We start from the raw sequence: 12104 nt of genomic DNA on the forward strand, positions 1-12104 counted from the left end.
GAGGCCGAGTGCTCCAAACGTTTTGTAGTTGTCTGTTTCAAACTACTACAGCGAAAAAAGTGGCCGGATTATGCCAGAAACGCCCAAAAAAAGTAGGCCCCTCCTGTCAGAACTGCGGTTTATCGCATTTAGACAGGAGAATTCACTACGATTAAACGTTTTAGTGACGTGTTTCTGCTGCCCCGCCTGTGCCGCCACCGGCAAACAATTGCGCCACATCGGCGGCGTCGAACAGATAACGCTGATTGCAGAACTGGCAATCCACCTCGATCTGCCCGCCATGTTCGGCCACCAGCTGCTGGGCGTCGTCCTGGCCAAGACTGACCAGAGCATTGCCGGAACGTTCCCGAGAGCAGCTGCAACGGAACTGTAGCGGCTGGATATCGAACAGGCGCACAGCGTCTTCGTGATACAGACGGTGCAGCACGGTTTCGTTGTCCAGGCCCAGCAGCTCTTCAGCTTTTACGGTGTTGGCCAAGGCCTTGACGTGGTTCCAGCTCTCGTCACGCTCGTCGCTGTCTTTGTGGCGATCAGCCGGCAGTTGCTGCACCAGCAAGCCACGGGCGCGAGTGCCGTCGGCGGTAAGGGAAATGCAGGTGTTGATCTGCTGGGACATGACGAAGTAATTGGTGAAGCACTCCGACAGGTCCTTGCCATGCAGGTCGACCATGCCCTGGTAACGCTGGCCGTTGATCGGGTCGATGGTCAGGGCGAGCACGCCTTCGGGCATCAAGTCTGCCAGGGTCGCATCATCTGCGATTTGGCTCGCCTCATAGCGCGCCAGGCCACGGATCTCGTGCTCGCTGGAGCATTCGATCATCAGCAGCGGCACCGGCCCTTCGGAGCGCGCCTGAAGAATCAGCAAGCCATCGAACTTGAGCGTGCCGACCAGCAGGGCAGCGGCGGCCATCAGCTCGCCAAGCAACTGCGCGACCGGCCGTGGGTAGGGATGCTTGGCCAGCACCTCGGCATAGCTGCGCTCCAGCCCGACCATTTCGCCGCGCACGTCGCGGTCGTCGAAGATGAAACGTTGGGTGAAATCGGTATCTGGAAAATCGCTCATAGGTTCTGGCTATCTGAAAATGATGTCAAAATGTTTACAGGCCTTACAAAAGGCCCGATGCAGAGCGCTCACGAGGCGCTCCATATCCTGTTGGTAATAGAGGTATCTTATGGACAATCGACCACTGTTCCAAGCGAAGTGGTCCTGGGGACCCTTGGCAGCCTGCACGCTGCTGCCCATCGCTCTACTGTGTTTCTGGTTATGGCCATTTGGCCAGATCCTGTGCCTGACTTTCGACGAGTGGCTGTTCCACAGCCTCAATGGGCCGCTGGCTGACAATAGCGCCTGGCGTTACATCTGGACCCTCGGCAGCCTGCGACCGTTCGACATCGTCGTCGGCCTGATCCTACTGACGCTGCTGATCCGTGGCGAATGGGTGTTCAAGGCCAGCCAAGTGCGCGAGGCATTTTTTGGCTTTTTGATCACGCTTATCCTCTTAGTGGTGATTCGCGCGCTGTTTTCCAAGTGGGTGGATGCATCCGGATGGCAACACGATAGTCCATCGATGGTGTTTGGCGATGCCATACGCCTGAGCGATTTCTACCCGCACCTTGAAGCTCATTGGGAGCTTAAAGACCGTTCCAGCAAGAGTTTCCCCGGTGACCATGCCTCGGTGTTGCTGGTCTGGGCGCTGTTCATGAACCTGTTCAGTCGCCGTTTGCTGCAACGACTGGTGATCTGGGGGCTGGCTGGCGTGTTCATGCTGCCGCGCCTGGTGGCCGGTGCGCATTGGGGGCAGGACGACTACATCGGCGGATTGCTGATGGCGGTGCTGGCGTTGGGCTGGAGCTGTTATACGCCGTTGGCGGCTAAAGGCAGCGCGGCGCTGCTGCGCTGGACTGCGCCATTGTTCGGTGTGGTTGAGCGATTGCCGTGGGTCGGCAGGTTGGCTGTGGTGCGCGGCGCCTGATCGATTGTGGGGCCGCTTTGCGGCCCTTCGCGGGCAAGCCCGCTCCCACAATGACAGCGCTGAGCCCAATAGCGGCGCGGTCCCTGTGGGAGCGGGCTTGCCCGCGAAGGGCTGCAAAGCAGCCCCAGCAGCCACTCCTCAATCAAAACTGCCATGCAGCTGATGAATCTGCCGCCGCTGCTTCTTGTTCGGCCGACCGTCGGTGGTCATGCCCAGCGCCCCATCCTTGCGCTGCTGCGCCGCTTGCTCACGACGACGAATGCTCTCTTCGGTCTCGGCATACAACAGCTGCGCCTCCGGCGCACCGCGGCGTACCACTGACAGTGCCTTGACCACCACAGTGCGCTCGTCAAACCCGGTGCGCAAAACGAACTCATCGCCCACGCGCGGCTCCTTGCCCGGCTTGCAGCGCTCGCCCCGGCAATGCACCTTGCCACTTTCGATGGCGGCCTTGGCCAAGGCACGGGTCTTGTAGAAACGCGCCGCCCACAGCCATTTGTCCAGGCGCACCTTGTCGTCGTCTTCAGGCTTTTGTGCCATCTCATTTCCTCGAATTCTGTCTTTCACGGAACTGTACTACCGTGACTGACGGATGCAAAAAAACTGCGCGATGCTTACAGTTCACCACCTTATCCGCAGGGTGTGATTAGTGAAGACATTTGACCATCTGAGTGTGATCGGCCTGCGTGAGTGGGTCGCCCTGCCCGACCTCGGTGTCGCGGGGCTGCGCGCCAAGATCGACACCGGTGCCAGCACCTCCAGCCTGCACGCCACCGATGTGGAAACATTCGAGCGTGACGGTGAGCCATGGGTGCGCTTCACTGCGCACCTGGGTACCGTGGTGCAGTTGCGCCATCGTCGCTGCGAAGCGCCGCTGGTGACCATGAAGACCATCAAGAGCTCCAATGGCCAGGCCCAGGTACGCTATGTGATCCGCACCGCGCTGGCCCTGGGCGACCGGGTCTGGGAGGTCGAATTCACCCTGGCCTGCCGCAAGTCCATGCGTTACCGCTTGCTGCTCGGTTCCAAGGCGTTGATCCACGGCCAACTGGTGGTCAACCCAGGTTTGAAATACGTGCAAGACAAACCGGCCTTCCTGGCCACCCTTTCCCCTGTCACAGGTGCTGCATGAAGATCGCTGTGCTGTCGCGCAATCCGCGTCTGTATTCCACCCGCCGCCTGGTCGAAGCCGGTACCCAGCGCGGCCATGAGATGGTTGTGATCGATACCCTGCGCGCCTACATGAACATCGCCAGCCACAAGCCGCAGATCCACTATCGCGGCAAGCCGCTGGAAGGTTTCGATGCAGTGATCCCTCGCATCGGCGCATCGGTGACCTTCTATGGCTGCGCGGTGCTGCGCCAGTTCGAGATGATGGGCGTGTATCCGCTCAACGAGTCGGTGGCCATCGCCCGCTCGCGCGACAAGCTGCGCTCGCTGCAGCTGCTGTCGCGCCGGGGTATCGGCCTGCCGATCACCGGCTTTGCCCATTCTCCGGACGACATCCCAGACCTGATCCAGATGGTCAACGGCGCACCCTTGGTGATCAAAGTACTGGAAGGCACGCAAGGCATCGGCGTGGTGCTGTGCGAGACGACCCAGGCGGCAGAATCGGTGATCGAGGCGTTCATGGGCCTGAAGCAGAACATCATGGTCCAGGAGTACATCAAGGAGGCTGGCGGCGCCGACATCCGCTGCTTCGTGGTGGGTGACAAGGTGATCGCCTCGATGAAGCGCCAGGCCAAGCCAGGCGAGTTTCGCTCCAACCTGCATCGCGGCGGGGTCGCCAGCCTGATCAAGATCACCCCGGAAGAACGGATCACCGCTATCCGTGCGGCCAAGGTCATGGGCTTGAGCGTGGCCGGGGTGGATATCCTGCGCTCCAATCACGGGCCGTTGGTGATGGAGGTGAATTCATCGCCTGGGCTGGAAGGCATCGAGGTGACCACCAGCAAGGATGTGGCTGGGATGATCATCGAGCATCTGGAAAAGAATGGCGGGCCGAATCAAACCCGGACCAAAGGCAAAGGCTGATGCTGTTGATCCTGGCCTCATCGCGTTGCAAGCCCGCTCCCACGCCAACTTTCAACATGACGAAATTTCGGCGTGGGAGCGGGCTTGCCCCGCAATAAGGCCGGTACAGACGCTAACGATCAAACAGCATTACGCGGCAACAACAGCCCCAACGGCAAACGCACCCGCGCCTCGATCCCACCGCCAGATCGATTGCGCAATTCAACATTGCCGCCATGCTGGGCCGCGATCCGCTTGACGATCGCCAACCCCAGCCCGGTGCCCTTGCCGCCACGCGCCCGGTCTCCGCGAATGAACGGGTTGAAGATCGTCTCCAGCTCCGACTCATCGATCCCCGCCCCGCGGTCGAGCACGCTGAGCACCACATACGGCGCACTCTCGTCGCCCGACACATAGGCCGCCACCTCGACGCCTTTGCCGGCGTGATGCAGCGCGTTGCCAATCAAGTTACCCAGCATGCGCTTGAGTGAAACCCGGCGCAGCGGGAAGGGTGGGATCGGCTCCAGGCACAGGCGCACACGTTCCTGCGGCTGGTTGTACGGCGCCACCACTTCACGCACCAGATCTCCCAGGTCGACCTCCTCCACCGGCTCATCACGGCCATCGCGGATGAAGGCCAGGAACTGGTCAAGGATGGCGTCCATATCCTCGATATCCCGCACCATGTCATCGGTCAGGTCGTTGTCGTTGGCCATCAGCGACAGCGACAAGCGCAGGCGTGTCAGCGGCGTGCGCAGGTCATGCGACACCCCGGCTAGCATCAACTCACGCTCACGCGCGGCCTGTTCGACGTCTTCGGCCATCTGGTTGAACGAGCGGTACACCTCGGCCATCTCGCTCGGCGTGTCGCTGATCGGCAAGCGTACGCTACGCCCCTGCCCCAGCTGACGCGCGGCAAACACCAGGCGCTTGAGCGGTTGGTTGAGCTGGCGGACGAAGATCCAGGCGGAGGCTGTGGACAACAGGCCGATCGCCAGGAACCAGCCCAGCACGTTCCAGATTTTCTGGCCACGCAGCGGGTGCGGATACAGCGGCACCTTGAGCCAGCCCGGCCCCAGGCTCGGGGCATTGACCCACAGCGCCGGCGGGGCGTGCACGCGCAGGCGCACTTCAGTGTCTTCGCCCAGCTCGGCCTGCATCTGGCGCTGGTAGATCTCGCTGTACGGCCAGTGCTGCTCGCCTTCCGGCACACCGGAGCCGGTGACTCGGATCAAGCCAGCAGCCTCGGCGATCTTGTCGCGATTCTCCTCGTCGGCCGCCCAGTAGGCGCGCAAGGTCAGTGCCACACCATGGCTGTACTGGCGGTCGACCAGTACGTCCTCGTTCATCAACAGGTACACCAAGGTCAGCGCCTTGGAGAACAGGACGACGATCAGCACCAGCCACAGCGTGCGGGCGAAGAAGCTTTGCGGGAACCACAGAGGCGTTTTCATCGAAGACAACTATTGCAAGACAGCCGCGAGCAGGGCTCGCCAGGGTTGCCGGCCGGCCACAGACGAAAACAGGGCGGCCCGTTCGGGTCGCCCTGCCGCGTCCTGGCAAGCCTGCAGGCTCATTTGCCGGCGTTTCCATCCGGCACGAACACGTAGCCCACGCCCCAGACGGTCTGGATGTAGCGCGGCTTGGACGGATCCGGCTCGATCATGCGCCGCAAGCGCGAGATCTGCACGTCGATGGAGCGCTCCAGGGCGTCCCACTCACGGCCACGGGCCAGGTTCATCAGCTTGTCGCGGGTCAGCGGCTCACGGGCGTGCATGACCAGCGCCTTGAGCACGGCGAACTCACCGGTGGTGAGCATGTGCACTTCTTCGCCACGCTTGAGCTCACGGGTAGCCAGCGACAGCTCGTAGTCGCCAAAAGTGACGGTCTCGTCTTCGCTACCCGGAGCACCCGGTACGCTTGGCGCCTGCCGACGCAGTACTGCCTTGACTCGGGCTACCAGCTCGTCGGGGTTGAATGGCTTGGCCAGGTAATCGTCGGCGCCCAGTTCGAGGCCCTTGATACGGCTCAGCTCGTCGCCTTTGGCGGTGAGCATGATGATCGGGATCTGGTTGTTCGCCGCACGCAGCCGGCGGCAGGCGGACAGGCCGTCCTCGCCAGGCAGCATCAGGTCGAGCACCACCAGGTTGAACACTTCACGCGCCAGCAGCCGGTCCATCTGTTCGACGTTGGGCACCGCACGGGCGCGAAAGCCCTTGCTGGTGAAGAAACGTTCCAGCAGGCTGCTGAGCCCTGGATCGTCGTCGACGATGAGAATCTTGTCGCCTTCAGCGGTATTTGCGGTGCTGGTCATCAATAACTCCTCTGATATCGCCGCGTATTATGGCGTAGCCATTGCGGCGCGTGCCGTGTGCATTGTTAGCAGATTTTTCCCGGGGCGCCACTTCCGTGCAGATCCCGGCTGGCTCAGCGCCATCACCGCAAGCCTGGCGTGATGAGTATAATGCGCGGCTTTCACCCAGCGCCGCCGGGCTCGAATGCCCACCTGCGGCCTCCAGTATTCACATATTGTCAGGTGGTTCTCATGGACAGCATCAACAGCCGTATCGCCCAGGAACTGGGCGTTCGCCCGCAACAGGTCGAGGCGGCCGTGGCCCTGTTGGACGAAGGCTCGACGGTGCCCTTCATCGCCCGCTACCGTAAGGAAGTGACCGGCAGCCTGGACGACACCCAACTGCGCCACCTGGATGAGCGCCTGCGCTACCTGCGCGAGTTGGACGACCGTCGTGCAAGCATCCTGGCCAGTATCGAGGAGCAGGGCAAACTGACCCCAGAACTGGCCCGCGACATCAAGCTGGCCGACACCAAGACCCGCCTCGAAGACCTTTACCTGCCGTACAAGCAAAAGCGCCGCACCAAGGGCCAGATTGCCCTGGAGGCCGGCCTTGGCGAGCTGGCCGACGGTCTGTTCAACGACCCGCAACTGAGCCCGGAAACCGAGGCTGCACGCTTTGTCGATGCCGATAAAGGCGTGGCCGACGTCAAGGCTGCGCTCGAAGGCGCCAAGTACATCCTCATGGAGCGTTTCGCCGAAGACGCAGGCTTGCTGGAAAAACTGCGTAACTTCCTCAAGCAGGAGGCCGTGCTCAGTGCCCGCCTGGTGGCCGGCAAGGAAGAGGAAGGCGCCAAATTCCGCGACTACTTCGCCCATGACGAACTGCTGCGCACCGCGCCTTCGCACCGCGCCCTGGCGATCTTCCGCGGCCGTAACGAAGGCATTCTCAGCGCCTCGCTGAAGGTTGGCGAAGAGCTGCCGGGCACCCTGCATCCGTGCGAGCTGATGATCGCCAGCCATGTCGGCATCGAAAACCGTGACCGCCCGGCTGACAAGTGGCTGGGCGAGGTGGTGCGCTGGACCTGGAAGGTCAAGCTCTACACCCACCTGGAAACCGATCTGTTCGGCGAGCTGCGCGACAATGCCGAAGGCGAGGCGATCAACGTCTTCGCCCACAACCTGCACGACCTGCTGCTGGCCGCACCAGCTGGCCCGCGGGCGACCCTGGGCTTCGACCCGGGCCTGCGTACCGGCTGCAAGGTCGCGGTGGTCGACGCCACTGGCAAGCTGCTCGACTACACCACGGTTTACCCGCACGCGCCGAAAAACGACTGGGACCGCACCATTGCCGTGCTCGCCGCGCTGTGCGCCAAGCACTCGGTGGAGCTGATCGCCATCGGCAACGGTACCGCCAGCCGCGAGAGCGACAAGCTGATAGCTGAGCTGGTGAAAAAGTACCCCGCCCTGAAGATCACCAAGATCATGGTCTCCGAAGCCGGCGCGTCGGTGTACTCCGCCTCGGAACTGGCCGCACGCGAATTCCCTGACCTGGACGTGTCGATCCGTGGCGCCGTCTCCATCGCCCGCCGCCTGCAGGATCCGCTGGCCGAACTGGTGAAGATCGATCCGAAATCGATCGGCGTCGGCCAGTACCAGCACGACGTCTCGCAGCTGAAACTGGCGCGTGGCCTGGACGCCGTAGTCGAGGACTGCGTGAACGCCGTCGGCGTCGACGTCAACACCGCCTCGGTGGCGCTGCTGACGCGCATCTCCGGCCTCAACGCGACCCTGGCGCAGAACATCGTTGCCCACCGCGACGCCAACGGCCCGTTCGCCACCCGTGCCGCGCTGAAAAAGGTCAGCCGCCTCGGCGAGAAGACTTTCGAGCAGGCCGCAGGCTTCCTGCGGGTAATGAACGGGGACAACCCGCTGGACGCCTCGGCGGTGCACCCGGAAGCCTACCCGCTGGTGCAGCGCATCGCCGCCGACACCGACCGTGACATCCGCTCGCTGATCGGCGACAGCGGTTTTCTCAAGCGCCTGGACCCGAAGAAGTTCACCGACGAGACCTTCGGCCTGCCGACCGTCACCGACATCCTCCAGGAGCTGGACAAGCCTGGCCGCGACCCGCGCCCCGAGTTCAAGACCGCCTCGTTCCAGGACGGCGTTGAAGACCTCAAGGACCTTGAGCCGGGGATGATCCTCGAAGGCGTGGTGACCAACGTCACCAACTTCGGTGCCTTCGTCGACATCGGCGTGCACCAGGACGGCCTGGTGCACATCTCCTCGCTGTCGGAGAAGTTCATCAAGGATCCGCGTGAGGCGGTCAAGGCCGGCGACGTGGTCAAGGTCAAGGTCATGGAAGTGGATATCCCGCGCAAGCGCATCGGCCTGTCCATGCGCATGGGCGATACCCCTGGCGAGAAGGTCGAAGGCAACCGTGGCGGTGGCCGTGGCAATGGCGGCAACCGTGCGCAGCAAGCGCCACGCCAACGCGAAACCACGCCTGCCGCCCCAGCCAATAACGCCATGGCGGCGCTGTTCGCTAACGCCAAGCAGTTGAAGAAAAAGTGATGGACGTGCCCAAGGAGTACGTCGAGAGCGCCTTCAGCCAGCTGCTGGGCTGCCGACTGCAACACCTTGAACAAGGTGTCGCCACGGTCGCCCTGGCGCTCGAACCGCACCTGCGCAACCGTGGCCAGAAGCTGCATGGCGGGGCGATCTTCAGCCTGGTCGACATCGCCATGGGCCTGGCCTGCTCGGCCAGCCATGGCTTTGACCAGCAGAGCGTGACCATCGAGTGCAAGATCAACTACATGCGCGCCGTCAGCGACGGTGAGGTGCTGTGCACCGCCCGCGTGCTGCACGCTGGGCGGCGCACCCTGGTTGTCGACGCCGACGTAGTCCAAGGCGACAAACTGGTGGCCAAAGCGCAAGGAACCTTCGCGGTTCTCTAGCTCCCAAACAGCTATCTGCGGTATTTTCGGCAGTATTGAACGGTGGGGCCGCTACGTGCCCCATCGCAAGCTGCGCTAGCTCCCACAGGTTTCATGCCGTATCTGGGGGAGCTGGCCCAGCCTGCGATGGGCTATGTAGCGGCCCTGAATCGGCGTTGGCATTACCGAAAACCCAGCTAAACCAGGCGACAACGCCAGTTCCTTTGTCCCTACCCTTGTAGACCGTCATATCTACCCCCATATTGGGGCGACTGACGCGTGAAGGAATACATCTTGAGCGACCTCCTCAAAAGCCGCCTGAGCCTGCTCAGTGCCAATCTCCCCTTGCTCAAGCAGTGCCTGCACGGTATTGAGCGCGAATGCTTGCGCGTGACCGACGAAGGTCGCCTGGCCCAGACCCCGCACCCGCAAGCCCTGGGATCGGCGCTGACCAACGAGCAGATCACCACCGATTATTCCGAGTCGCTGCTGGAGTTCATCACCCCAGCCCTGGCCGATCCTGCGCAAGTGCTGGAGAACCTCGAGGAGGTCCACCGCTTCGTTCAGTCCAAGCTTGGCAACGAATACCTGTGGAGCCCGTCGATGCCCTGTGCATTGCCGGCCGAAGAAGACATTCCGATCGCCTACTACGGCACCTCCAATATCGGCCAGCTCAAGTACGTCTACCGCAAGGGCCTGGCCCTGCGCTATGGCCGCACCATGCAGTGCATTGCCGGTATTCATTACAACTTCTCGCTGCCTGAAGCGCTTTGGCCGCTGCTGCGCCAAACCGAAGGCGGCACCGAGAGCGACCGCGACTACCAGTCGTCGGCGTACATCGCCCTGATCCGTAACTTCCGCCGTTACAGCTGGCTGCTGATGTACCTGTTCGGCGCCTCGCCGGCGCTGGACGCCGGCTTCCTGCGCGGCCGTGCGCATCAGCTCGAGCACCTCGACGCCGAAACCCTGTACCTGCCCTACGCCACTAGCCTGCGCATGAGCGACCTGGGTTACCAGAGCAGCGCCCAGGCCGGCCTGACGCCGTGCTACAACAACCTCGCCAGCTACACCGACAGCCTGCGCAAGGCGGTGGGCACGCCCTACCCGCCCTACGTCGAGGTCGGCACGCACAAGGATGGCGAGTGGGTGCAGCTGAACACCAACATCCTGCAGATCGAAAACGAGTATTACTCGAACATTCGCCCCAAGCGCGTCACCTACACCGGCGAGCGGCCGATCCAGGCGCTGATGGCCCGTGGCGTGCAGTACGTCGAAGTGCGCTGCCTGGACATCAACCCGTTCCTGCCGGTGGGTATCGACCTGGCGCAGGCGCGCTTCCTCGATGCCTTCCTGCTGCTCTGCGCGCTCGACGACAGCCCGCAGCTGGACAACGGCGAATGTGGCCAATGCACCAACAACTTCCTGACCGTGGTCAAGGAAGGCCGCCGCCCAGGGCTGGAGCTGCAGCGGGGCGGTCAGCCGATCGCGCTCAAGACCTGGGCCTCTGAGTTGATCGAACGCATCACGCCACTGGCCGAGCTGCTCGACCAGGCCAACGGCGGTGAGGAGCACGTTCGGGCGCTACGCGCGCAGCAGGCCAAGATCGATGATCCTGAGCTGACGCCATCGGCCCAGGTCCTGGCACGCATGACCGAACACGACGAAACCTTCGTGCAGTTCTCCCTGCGCCAGAGCCAGCTGCACGCCGCAACGTTCCGCGAGCAGCCGCTGAGCCCGGAGCGCCAACAGGCCTTCGAGACCCTGGCGCGCAACTCGCTGGCCGAGCAAGCCAAGCTTGAGCAGGAAGAAGTCGGCGATTTCGATGTGTTCGTCGGCGCCTACCAGGCGAGCATCCTGGCGATCAGCAACTGATGACCCGCACAGCCACGCCACGCAAGCCACGCGCGAGCAGCCAGGCCAGGATCGAAGCGATCCTGGCGGCGGCGCGCGAACTATTGGCTGAGCAAGGTGTGGCTGGGCTGTCGGTGTACAGCGTTGCCGAGCGGGCGCAGATTCCGCCGTCTTCGGTGTATCACTTCTTCGCCAGCGTTCCGGCGCTGCTTGAAGCGCTCACCGCCGATGTGCACCGGGCGTTTCGCGAAGCATTGCGGGCGCCGATTGACCCCGCCACGCTGGTAACCTGGCATGACCTGTCGCGACTGATCGAGCAACGCATGCTCGACATCTACAACGGCGATGCCGCGGCGCGTCAGTTGATCCTGGCGCAACATGGTCTGAGCGAAGTGGTGCAAGCCGACCGGCAGCACGACATGGAATTGGGCGAGCTGATGCACAAGCTGTTCGACCAACACTTCCAGTTGCCGGCGGTGCCGAGCGACGTCGATGTGTTCGCCCTGGCCATGGAACTGAGCGACCGGGTGTATGCCCGCTCGGTGCAGTTGCATGAGCAGATCACCCCGCGCATGGCCGAGGAAGGCAAGCGGGTGTTCGAGGCGTACCTGGGGTTATACCTGCCGCCGTTCCTGCCAAAACGCATTTGAAGAACGCGCAACGTGGGAGCGGGCTTGCTCCGCGATAGCGACCGTCGCGACACCCTCGTCGTCCGGCCTGACACTATCGCGGGGCAAGCCCGCTCCCACGTATCACGCTCACCACATGGCATGGCTGGGCATGCTCAGGTCATCACAGCTTGGCGATGGACACCTCGGTCGATTTGACGAAGGCAATCACTTCGCTGCCGACCTGCAGCTCCAGCTCACGCACGGAGCGGGTGGTGATCACCGAGGTGACGACGCCGGAAGCGGTCTGCACGTCGATTTCCGACAGTACCGGACCTTCGAGGATTTCTTTCACGGTGCCTTTGAACTGGTTACGGACGTTGATGGCTTTGATAGTCATGGCTTGATTCCTTCTTTCTGGCTTCTG

At 62.7% G+C, this 12104-nt stretch carries 12 protein-coding genes; 7 read left to right on the top strand and 5 right to left on the bottom strand.

The annotated features are described in order from the left end of the window. Nucleotides 1-160 precede the first annotated feature (160 nt). Nucleotides 161-1063, bottom strand: coding sequence for an Hsp33 family molecular chaperone HslO (gene hslO, locus HU737_RS21335; RefSeq protein ID WP_186552863.1), 903 nt, complete (start codon nt 1061-1063; stop codon nt 161-163). A gap of 109 nt (nt 1064-1172) precedes the next feature. Between hslO and HU737_RS21340 the strand changes: the two genes are divergently transcribed. Continuing rightward, nucleotides 1173-1973: a phosphatase PAP2 family protein gene (locus tag HU737_RS21340; RefSeq protein ID WP_186552864.1), complete on the top strand. Its 801-nt coding sequence runs from the start codon at nt 1173-1175 to the stop codon at nt 1971-1973. 138 nt (nt 1974-2111) lie between these two features. Here the strand turns inward: HU737_RS21340 and HU737_RS21345 are convergent, their stop codons facing one another. Further along, nucleotides 2112-2513 carry an RNA-binding S4 domain-containing protein gene (locus HU737_RS21345; RefSeq protein ID WP_186552865.1) on the bottom strand — a complete coding sequence of 134 codons (402 nt, stop codon included), beginning with the start codon at nt 2511-2513 and terminating at the stop codon, nt 2112-2114. A gap of 109 nt (nt 2514-2622) precedes the next feature. Here HU737_RS21345 and rimB point away from each other — a divergent pair, with 109 nt between their 5' ends. Together rimB and rimK are read left to right on the top strand one after the other, a co-directional pair. Beyond that, nucleotides 2623-3105 carry a retropepsin-like aspartic endopeptidase RimB gene (gene rimB, locus HU737_RS21350; protein WP_496198504.1) on the top strand — a complete coding sequence of 161 codons (483 nt, stop codon included), beginning with the start codon at nt 2623-2625 and terminating at the stop codon, nt 3103-3105. Next, on the top strand, nt 3102-4007 hold the full coding sequence (gene rimK, locus HU737_RS21355) for a 30S ribosomal protein S6--L-glutamate ligase (protein ID WP_119137413.1): 906 nt from the start codon (nt 3102-3104) through the stop codon (nt 4005-4007). Before rimB ends, rimK begins: the two co-directional genes overlap by 4 nt. Nucleotides 4008-4126: 119 nt before the next feature. Here the strand turns inward: rimK and HU737_RS21360 are convergent, their stop codons facing one another. Next, entirely contained in the window at nt 4127-5440 is a 1314-nt protein-coding gene (locus HU737_RS21360; protein WP_186552866.1) for an ATP-binding protein, read from the bottom strand. 119 nt (nt 5441-5559) lie between these two features. Beyond that, nucleotides 5560-6300 (bottom strand): osmolarity response regulator transcription factor OmpR, encoded by a 741-nt coding sequence (ompR, locus tag HU737_RS21365; protein WP_186552867.1) that lies wholly within the window; start codon nt 6298-6300, stop codon nt 5560-5562. Nucleotides 6301-6531: 231 nt separating this feature from the next. Here ompR and HU737_RS21370 point away from each other — a divergent pair, with 231 nt between their 5' ends. The 4 genes from HU737_RS21370 (at nt 6532) to HU737_RS21385 (ending at nt 11719) form a co-directional block, all read left to right on the top strand. Next, nucleotides 6532-8856: a Tex family protein gene (locus HU737_RS21370; RefSeq protein ID WP_186552868.1), complete on the top strand. Its 2325-nt coding sequence runs from the start codon at nt 6532-6534 to the stop codon at nt 8854-8856. Continuing rightward, nucleotides 8856-9239 (top strand): PaaI family thioesterase, encoded by a 384-nt coding sequence (locus tag HU737_RS21375; RefSeq protein WP_186552869.1) that lies wholly within the window; start codon nt 8856-8858, stop codon nt 9237-9239. Before HU737_RS21370 ends, HU737_RS21375 begins: the two co-directional genes overlap by 1 nt. A gap of 273 nt (nt 9240-9512) precedes the next feature. Further along, a complete protein-coding gene (gene gshA, locus HU737_RS21380) occupies nt 9513-11090 on the top strand; it encodes a glutamate--cysteine ligase (protein WP_189661657.1) in 1578 nt (525 codons plus the stop codon). Further along, entirely contained in the window at nt 11090-11719 is a 630-nt protein-coding gene (locus HU737_RS21385) for a TetR/AcrR family transcriptional regulator (protein WP_186552871.1), read from the top strand. The genes gshA and HU737_RS21385 overlap by 1 nt, the downstream gene beginning before the upstream one ends. 142 nt (nt 11720-11861) lie before the next feature. Here HU737_RS21385 and HU737_RS21390 read toward each other — a convergent pair whose 3' ends face one another. After that, nucleotides 11862-12077: a TOBE domain-containing protein gene (locus HU737_RS21390; protein ID WP_027595183.1), complete on the bottom strand. Its 216-nt coding sequence runs from the start codon at nt 12075-12077 to the stop codon at nt 11862-11864. Nucleotides 12078-12104: the final 27 nt, after the last annotated feature.

It is taken from the genome of Pseudomonas urmiensis, from assembly GCF_014268815.2.
GTDB lineage: Bacteria > Pseudomonadota > Gammaproteobacteria > Pseudomonadales > Pseudomonadaceae > Aquipseudomonas > Aquipseudomonas urmiensis.

What these genes read in the sequence shown, in the direction of transcription:
- hslO (WP_186552863.1), bottom strand. Translation starts at nt 1,063, where the DNA reads ATGAGCGATTTTCCAGATACCGATTTCACCCAACGTTTCATCTTCGAC.
- HU737_RS21340 (WP_186552864.1), top strand. Translation starts at nt 1,173, where the DNA reads ATGGACAATCGACCACTGTTCCAAGCGAAGTGGTCCTGGGGACCCTTG.
- HU737_RS21345 (WP_186552865.1), bottom strand. Translation starts at nt 2,513, where the DNA reads ATGGCACAAAAGCCTGAAGACGACGACAAGGTGCGCCTGGACAAATGG.
- rimK (WP_119137413.1), top strand. Translation starts at nt 3,102, where the DNA reads ATGAAGATCGCTGTGCTGTCGCGCAATCCGCGTCTGTATTCCACCCGC.
- HU737_RS21360 (WP_186552866.1), bottom strand. Translation starts at nt 5,440, where the DNA reads ATGAAAACGCCTCTGTGGTTCCCGCAAAGCTTCTTCGCCCGCACGCTG.
- ompR (WP_186552867.1), bottom strand. Translation starts at nt 6,300, where the DNA reads ATGACCAGCACCGCAAATACCGCTGAAGGCGACAAGATTCTCATCGTC.
- HU737_RS21370 (WP_186552868.1), top strand. Translation starts at nt 6,532, where the DNA reads ATGGACAGCATCAACAGCCGTATCGCCCAGGAACTGGGCGTTCGCCCG.
- HU737_RS21375 (WP_186552869.1), top strand. Translation starts at nt 8,856, where the DNA reads ATGGACGTGCCCAAGGAGTACGTCGAGAGCGCCTTCAGCCAGCTGCTG.
- HU737_RS21385 (WP_186552871.1), top strand. Translation starts at nt 11,090, where the DNA reads ATGACCCGCACAGCCACGCCACGCAAGCCACGCGCGAGCAGCCAGGCC.
- HU737_RS21390 (WP_027595183.1), bottom strand. Translation starts at nt 12,077, where the DNA reads ATGACTATCAAAGCCATCAACGTCCGTAACCAGTTCAAAGGCACCGTG.